The organism is Parapedobacter soli (assembly GCF_025460835.1).
Classification (GTDB): domain Bacteria; phylum Bacteroidota; class Bacteroidia; order Sphingobacteriales; family Sphingobacteriaceae; genus Parapedobacter; species Parapedobacter soli.
Genome location: NZ_JAMXAY010000007.1, coordinates 121100 through 128346 on the forward strand (window position 1 = coordinate 121100; position 7247 = coordinate 128346).

Sequence of the window (7247 nt, forward strand, 5' to 3'; positions counted from 1 at the left end):
TTTGCTATCATGAACGTCGACAAATTGCTTAGCCGGGCCCTGGATTTTGAGTTTCTCTCTATCGACGAAGGTGTCTACCTGTATCACCATGCACCTGTTGCGGATTTGACCTACGTAGCTAACGCACTGCGAAAGATCCAAGTGCCCCACGGCAAGGTGACCTGGCAGATAGACCGGAATGTAAACACCACCAATGTGTGCATTGCCAACTGCAAATTCTGCAATTTTTTCCGCCGGCCGGGCCACGAGGAAAGCTATATCACCGATATTGACACCTACAAACGTAAAATCGAAGAGACTTTCCGCTACGGGGGCGACCAACTGCTGCTACAGGGCGGTCACCATCCAGAGCTGGGACTGGCATTCTATACCAACTTGTTCCGCGAGCTGAAAACACTATACCCCCAGTTGAAACTGCACGCCCTCGGCCCTCCCGAAGTGGCCCATGTCTCGAAACTGGAAGGGATGCGCCACATCGACGTGCTGCGTGCACTTAAGGAAGCAGGCCTCGACTCATTGCCGGGTGCTGGTGCAGAGATTCTGAACGACCGCGTAAGACGGCTCATTTCCAAAGGGAAATGCGGCGGTAAGGAATGGTTGGACATCATGCGGGCAGCACACCAAGTAAACCTGCCCACGTCGGCAACCATGATGTTTGGCCACATCGAAACGATAGAAGAGCGTTTCGAACACTTGGTATGGATACGGGAAGTACAGGCCGAACGGCCGGAGGGTGCTTACGGTTTCACCGCCTTTATCCCCTGGCCATTCCAAGACGATGGCACATTACTCAAACGCCTACGCGGGATCACCAACAACGTAACGGGCGAGGAATACATCCGGATGATTGCATTAAGCCGGATTATGCTACCGAACATCAAAAATATACAAGCCTCATGGCTTACCGTAGGCAAGCGCGTAGCGCAGCTGTGCCTGCATGCCGGGGCCAACGACTTCGGGTCGATCATGATCGAGGAGAATGTGGTTTCTGCTGCGGGGGCACCTCACCGGTTTACGTCTAAATCGATACAGGATGCCATCCGCGAGGCTGGATTTGAACCACAGCTCCGCACACAGAAATATGAATTCCGCGAAATACCGCAGGCGATAGAAGAACAGGTCATTGATTATTAGATGAAAGCGGCAGACGAACAGCTGGGTCGGCAAATCGAAGCACTTATCTATGCTTCTGAACTAGGTATCGGCATCGCGGAAATCCAACAGGTCCTCTCTGTGGTGTACGATACGGAAATCTCCGAGCAGGCTATCGTATCGGCCCTCGAAACAATCAAAGACCGCTATTTGGCGGACGACCGCATATTCGAATTGCGACTCATCAACAACGCCTACCAGTTTCTTACCAAGCCGTCGTACTACGACACCATCAACCAACTGCAAGCCCACCGATCAAAAAAGAAGCTCAGCCCGGCGGCATTGGAAACCCTGGCGATCATCGCCTACCGTCAACCCATCACAAAGCTGGAAATCGAACAGATCCGTGGGGTCAACTGCGATTACTCGGTACACCGCCTGCTCGAAAAGGAACTCATTAAAATCGCGGGGAAGGCCGACACGCTGGGTAAACCTATTTTGTACGCCACAAGCGATCTGTTTATGGATCATTTCGGGATTGCCTCAACAGCCGATTTGCCGAAAATGAAGGATATCGTACAAGAAGAAAATACGATAGGGGAAACGAGCGAATAGCACATAGATTTATTTTTTTAAAAAATATGCTTTGAATTAAAAACTTCCTATTTTTATCCTATAAAATAACACAGTATCTTTTAACATGATTATGGAAACGCCAATGATGGATGACATGGATTTAGCGATGTTGGAGGACGACATGCTGATCATGCTGAACACGGGTCCCGATGATGAGGATTCGGAAGATCTTTTCGATGATGAGGATGATTTCGAATTGGATGAGTTTGACTCGTTGGATGAGTTTGATGATTTCGACGATGATGATTATTGATTAAGAACCCCTCGTATTTGAAGAGACCCCTTACCTGCTACAGCGTATAGTTAAACTAGCTGAACAAGGCAACTGTATAATGATGCCCGCTTCATACCGATTGGCTTGAGCCACGGGGATGAAGCGGGATTTTTAACTGATTAACAACATTATACAGATGCCCTTTTGTGCAGCATCTCGTAAAGATCGATGACTTTTTTCTGGAGTTTGATAACCTCCGCTTCGCGTTCCTGTAGTTTTTCCCGCAGCTCTTCCACCTCGGTGGTGTGTTGCTTCTCCTCTTCCGAGTCTGTGGTGGCCAGCAGCTGAACGATAGTCATATCAAAAAGCCGCGATATCTGCGCCAGCCGCGAAAGATTGACATCTGTAATACCGGTCTCGATTTTCGAAAATGCCGGGATAGATATTTCCAGCCGTTTGGCAACGTCTTCCTGACTCCATCCTCTCTGATGCCTCAAAAGCCTTATTTTTTTTCCTAATGTGTTCATTGGTAAGATGATATAAAGAAAAACGTGGTACTTAATGGCAATTAATACTACGATATACCTCTATGGGAGCCGAATATAGTTAAATTTCTCATCTGTATAAAAACTTATCAGCAAAATGAACAAGATTTATGCCACCATAGTTGCCCGAGCTCATAAATAACAGGTTTTTTCCTTCGGGCGACATGTCATCCAGGTATTGCGTCATCCGGTCTACCCCATCTAAATAAACGAGATTGGGCTGATTAAAGGCCCGCCTCAGCGTGGCCTCAGAGATGGCCTCGGCGTTTCGCTGCTTCAGTGCCTCTTGGTTGATGAATACCGCCGGGTACTCGGCCTCTTGCATGGTATCCCGGTACTCGTTGAGGTAGGCACTATCCAGGCTACTGTAGGTATGCAACTCGATGATTGCTACCAATGCCTCATCCGGGAACTGCTCTTTAATCGCGTGTATACTGGCCCTCAGTTTGGCGGGGGTATGTGCGAAATCCTGGTAAACTACGCTGTCGTTATCGCTGGCCACATATTCCAGCCGGCGCGTAGCCCCTTTGAACTGCCTGATAGCGGCAAAAAACTCATCACGCTCGACACCAAGCCATTCACATACGGTGAATGCCCCTGCTATATTGGAAAGGTTGTGCTTGCCGAAAACCTGCAACGGTACTTCACCGATATGCGTATGCATGTACGTGATACCCTTGTTTATGGTGTACTCCGGCGTACGGTAGCCGTGCTTGTTTATCTTAGACTTGTCTTCCAGCACCAGTTCCTGCAGCGTTTTGTCTTCCTTATTATAAACCAGGGTGCCTTTAGGCTCAATACTTTTTATGAACAGCCGGAATTGATTCACATAGTTTTCAAATGTGGGGAACACATTGACATGGTCCCATGCTACGCCGCTGATGAGTGCGATATGCGGTTTATAGAGGTGGAACTTAGGGCGCCGGTCGATGGCCGAAGCGAGGTACTCATCACCTTCGATAATCATCAATGGGGCGTCTTTGGTCAACTTCACCATGTGCTCGAAATCGTCGAGCTTGGCCCCTACCAGGAAATCGAAATCGCGCCCGATCGATTTGAGCACGTGCATGACCATGCTCGTGATGGTGGTTTTCCCGTGGCTGCCGCCAATCACCACCCTCGTCTTCTCGGCCGCCTGCTCGTAGATAAACTCGGGATAAGAGACTATACGGATACCCATCTCCTGAGCTTTCAGCAGTTCGGGGTTATCTTCTTTTGCGTGCATCCCCAACACCACAGCGTCGATATCCTCGGTGATGCGAGCAGGATCCCAACCGAGCTCCGGCAGTAGTCCCTCTTGCTCGAGGTTGGTGCGCGACGGCTCATAGATGTGGTCGTCTGACCCACTAACGAGGAAGCCCTTTTTGGCTAGCGCAATCGCGAGGTTGTGCATGATGCTGCCGCCAATAGCTATGAAATGTACCCGCATACGTTATTATCTTTTTAAAAACCGTGCTGCAACCCAGCTGTCCAACGCCTCATGGCTTACATAGGCGAGTCCAAGGCTCTCCCCTGCTTCCTTCAACATCGTGAGATCATGCCCCTCGTAGAAGCCGCTCATGTATAACACCCCATCCGTTCGCAACGATTGGGCGTACTGCCCGATTTGTTCCAGCAGGATGTTGCGGTTGATATTTGCTAGGACAATATCGAACCGCTTGCCCTGTATCAGCTCAGCGGATCCGCAGGCGGTGATGATGTGGGCCGCATCATTCCTTATTTTATTCTCTTCCACACTGTCCACACATACCGGGTCGTTATCAATCGCCAATATCTGCTCTGCACCCAGCTTGGCTGCCAATATGGCCAATATGCCGGTACCGCACCCCATATCCAACACCGTTTTCCCGTCAAATGTTTCAGTCAACATCTGGCGCATCATCAGTGAAGTGGTTTGATGGTGGCCGGTGCCAAAGGCCATCTTCGGGTCGATGACGATCTCATAGGGGTACTGGGGTGCCGCAGGATGAAATGTAGCCCTTACATAGCACTGGTCGGCTATCACGATGGGCTCGAAATTCTGCTCCCAAACGCTATTCCAGTTTTGGGGCAGGATTTCGTTGACCTCATAGTCGACCTCAAAACCGGAGGGCTGATGGATCAGCAGCGACTCCAACGCAGAGAGGTCGAGCTGCTCCGATGCGATGTAGGCAGCAAAACCACCTTCGCGGGCTTCGAAGGTATCGAAACCGAGGTCACCAAGGTCGCCGATCAGGATATCCTGATGCCAATCCTCACCGCCTCTGCAGGAAAAAACAACTTCGCTGTACCTCATCGCCCGTTTATGTTAACGATTGAACACTTTGGCGATGTCGATGAAATCCCTTGATTTCAACGACGCACCACCGATGAGGCCGCCATCGATATCTGGCTGCGCGAACAGCTCGGGCGCATTCTTGGGGTTGCAGCTGCCACCGTATAAAATAGTTGTACCATTGGCCACCTCCTGGTTATAGTGGCTTGCCACCTCATTACGTATAAATGCATGGACCTCCTGTGCCTGTTGCGGCGTGGCTGTGAGCCCGGTTCCGATAGCCCAAACCGGCTCATAGGCAAGCACCACATTACCGAAATCAAGGTCTGCCAAGTGAAACACCCCTTTTTCCAATTGGGTGCGGATCACATCGAAATAGCGGTCGGATTCGCGCTCTTCCTGGGTTTCACCGATACAGAAAATAGGAACCAGCCCGTGTTTCAATGCCGCATCGACCTTTCTGCTAAGCTGGTCATTATCCTCGTGGAAGTACGCACGCCGTTCGGAGTGGCCCAAGATAACATGGGTAGCGCCCGTGGATTTGAGCTGCGAAGCGGCTATCTCACCAGTGTAAGCACCAGACTCCTGGAAGTAGATATTTTGGCCGCCCACGGCGACCCGGGTAGACCCGGCAGCCAATTGGGCGATGCCATGAAGGTGGATAAACGGCGCACAGACCACTATTCCCTGCTCTCCGATTACCTCATCGTTAGCCATATTCACAATTTCCGAAAAAAGACTAATCCCTTGCTGATAGTCAAGGTTCATTTTCCAATTTCCGGCAACAATTTTCTTTCGTATCATATGCTGTATAGTTTTATTTAATTAAGTCCAACAATCTATTACTGATAATCTCGGTATTTCCGGGTCTGCTCGAACACGGCCACCAACAACCTTTTTTCGACATCGTCAAAGTGCATACCGCGCCGCTCATATACCGATTCAAGCGTCTCGAAGAGCTTCTCGAGCCGGTATCCTGAAAACCCTTCGGCGCTCCCCCATGAAAAATCGGGGATAAACGTAGGCGGCATACCGGGGTGATAGACGCTTGCGCCCACGCCCACCACCGTGCCTGTATTGAAAGCGGTATTGATGGCACACCGCACGTGGTCTGCCATAATCATTCCGCAAAACTGCAAACCGGTATCCCGATAGCCGGCCTGCTTATAATCATATAAACGTACGGATTTATAATTGTTCTTTAAATTCGAATTATTTGTATCGGCGCCCCAATTGCAACCTTCGCCCAGCACCGAACTTCCGAGGTACCCATCGTGCCCCTTGGCAGAACGTCCCCAGATGACGCAGGTATTGAGCTCGCCACCCACCCGCGAATAGGGCCCTACCGACACATTGCTGTAAATGCGTGTGCCCATTTTTACTTGCGAGTTTTCGCCCAATGCAAATGCACCCCGGATGAGGCTTCCCTCCCACACTTCGCTGTTTCTGCCCAGGTAGATGGGCCCTCTGGTACTGTTGAATGTCGAGCACTCCGCCTGGGCTCCCTCTTCGGCAAAAAAACGGCTGCCGATGAAATGGTTGCTATCGGAAAGTGCGGCCGACTGGCGGCCCGCGGTAAGCAGGTCGAAATCCAGCGCAATCTGTTCGCCATTCTGCAAGAAGATATCTTCGGGGTGGTTTACCATCACCACAGGGTGTTGGTAATGCTTAGGAGAATAATCGGCCAGGACTGGGTGGCCGGCACCCTGCAGCGCCTCCGGTACCGTGCGCAGGGCGATGAATTCGTCACCGAGGAGCAGGGCCTCGCCCGTTTGGAGTGCGTGTACCGCGTCGGCCAACCGGCCATCCGGGCAGCAGTTACCCCGCACCAGCAGGATGTCGCCATGGAGCTGGCCCAGCGGGTATTTCTCCTGCAGGTAGTCTTCGGTGAAGAACGAATGTGATGCTTGCAGCCGCTTCGCCCACTTCTCCGCAATGGTAAGTATGCCGACACGCAAATCGGCCACCGGGCGTGTCAGTGCCAATGGATACAGCCCTATCCGCCATTCCGCCTTGTCAAATAAAACGATATGCATAGGTTTCCATTTAGAACGGCTAAAATAAAAAAGTCCCGATAAAATATCGGGACTAATATTTTTTTAAATATTACCGCGTTACTTTTTGTTGTAACGGCTACGGAATTTATCGATACGCCCTGCAGTATCGACCAATTTCATCTTACCGGTATAAAAAGGGTGAGAAGTGTGCGAAATTTCAAGTTTCACCAATGGATATTCATTTCCATCCTCCCACTGAATGGTTTCTTTGGCTTCGATGCACGATTTTGTCAAAAACGCATAATCATTTGACATATCCTTGAAAACCACCAATCTGTAATTCGCTGGATGCAAGTCTTTTTTCATTTTATTTCGAGTTACTATAATCCTAAATGAGCGTGCAAAGATAGGTTATTAGAATTTAAATTCCAACAATAGTTCGTTTAATCGTCGGCTATTTATTGTATATAGTCATCCCTTAAATTCTGTACAACACACTAACAGTCAGT

9 protein-coding genes are annotated in these 7247 nt (G+C 50.0%); 3 read left to right on the plus strand and 6 right to left on the minus strand.

The genetic code is table 11. The annotated features are described in order from the left end of the window. Positions 1-9 precede the first annotated feature (9 nt). The 3 genes from mqnC to NGM62_RS05225 all read left to right on the plus strand — a co-directional run bounded on the left by mqnC (position 10) and on the right by NGM62_RS05225 (position 1981). Positions 10-1134, plus strand: a complete 1125-nt coding sequence (gene mqnC / locus NGM62_RS05215; RefSeq protein WP_262246361.1) for a cyclic dehypoxanthinyl futalosine synthase — start codon at positions 10-12, stop codon at positions 1132-1134. Continuing rightward, the gene (gene scpB / locus NGM62_RS05220; RefSeq protein ID WP_262246363.1) at positions 1135-1707 is read left to right on the plus strand and encodes an SMC-Scp complex subunit ScpB; all 573 of its coding nucleotides are present in this window, start codon (positions 1135-1137) and stop codon (positions 1705-1707) included. A gap of 91 nt (positions 1708-1798) precedes the next feature. Next, a complete protein-coding gene (locus NGM62_RS05225) occupies positions 1799-1981 on the plus strand; it encodes a hypothetical protein (RefSeq protein ID WP_262246364.1) in 183 nt (60 codons plus the stop codon). A 149-nt stretch (positions 1982-2130) separates the two neighbouring features. Here NGM62_RS05225 and NGM62_RS05230 read toward each other — a convergent pair whose 3' ends face one another. From NGM62_RS05230 to NGM62_RS05255, 6 genes are all read right to left on the minus strand, one after another. Beyond that, a complete protein-coding gene (locus NGM62_RS05230) occupies positions 2131-2469 on the minus strand; it encodes a helix-turn-helix domain-containing protein (protein ID WP_262246367.1) in 339 nt (112 codons plus the stop codon). Positions 2470-2557: 88 nt separating this feature from the next. Continuing rightward, the gene (locus NGM62_RS05235) at positions 2558-3916 is read right to left on the minus strand and encodes a UDP-N-acetylmuramate--L-alanine ligase (RefSeq protein WP_262246369.1); all 1359 of its coding nucleotides are present in this window, start codon (positions 3914-3916) and stop codon (positions 2558-2560) included. 6 nt (positions 3917-3922) lie between these two features. Next, positions 3923-4762 carry a 50S ribosomal protein L11 methyltransferase gene (prmA, locus tag NGM62_RS05240; RefSeq protein ID WP_262246371.1) on the minus strand — a complete coding sequence of 280 codons (840 nt, stop codon included), beginning with the start codon at positions 4760-4762 and terminating at the stop codon, positions 3923-3925. A 12-nt stretch (positions 4763-4774) separates the two neighbouring features. Next, entirely contained in the window at positions 4775-5542 is a 768-nt protein-coding gene (gene tpiA / locus NGM62_RS05245; protein WP_262246383.1) for a triose-phosphate isomerase, read from the minus strand. Positions 5543-5583: 41 nt separating this feature from the next. Further along, a complete protein-coding gene (locus NGM62_RS05250; RefSeq protein WP_262246373.1) occupies positions 5584-6777 on the minus strand; it encodes a putative sugar nucleotidyl transferase in 1194 nt (397 codons plus the stop codon). A 78-nt stretch (positions 6778-6855) separates the two neighbouring features. Continuing rightward, positions 6856-7104, minus strand: coding sequence for a type B 50S ribosomal protein L31 (locus NGM62_RS05255; RefSeq protein ID WP_262246375.1), 249 nt, complete (start codon positions 7102-7104; stop codon positions 6856-6858). Positions 7105-7247: the final 143 nt, after the last annotated feature.

What these genes read in the sequence shown, in the direction of transcription:
- mqnC (WP_262246361.1), top strand. Translation starts at nt 10, where the DNA reads ATGAACGTCGACAAATTGCTTAGCCGGGCCCTGGATTTTGAGTTTCTC.
- scpB (WP_262246363.1), top strand. Translation starts at nt 1,135, where the DNA reads ATGAAAGCGGCAGACGAACAGCTGGGTCGGCAAATCGAAGCACTTATC.
- NGM62_RS05225 (WP_262246364.1), top strand. Translation starts at nt 1,799, where the DNA reads ATGGAAACGCCAATGATGGATGACATGGATTTAGCGATGTTGGAGGAC.
- NGM62_RS05230 (WP_262246367.1), bottom strand. Translation starts at nt 2,469, where the DNA reads ATGAACACATTAGGAAAAAAAATAAGGCTTTTGAGGCATCAGAGAGGA.
- NGM62_RS05235 (WP_262246369.1), bottom strand. Translation starts at nt 3,916, where the DNA reads ATGCGGGTACATTTCATAGCTATTGGCGGCAGCATCATGCACAACCTC.
- prmA (WP_262246371.1), bottom strand. Translation starts at nt 4,762, where the DNA reads ATGAGGTACAGCGAAGTTGTTTTTTCCTGCAGAGGCGGTGAGGATTGG.
- NGM62_RS05250 (WP_262246373.1), bottom strand. Translation starts at nt 6,777, where the DNA reads ATGCATATCGTTTTATTTGACAAGGCGGAATGGCGGATAGGGCTGTAT.
- NGM62_RS05255 (WP_262246375.1), bottom strand. Translation starts at nt 7,104, where the DNA reads ATGAAAAAAGACTTGCATCCAGCGAATTACAGATTGGTGGTTTTCAAG.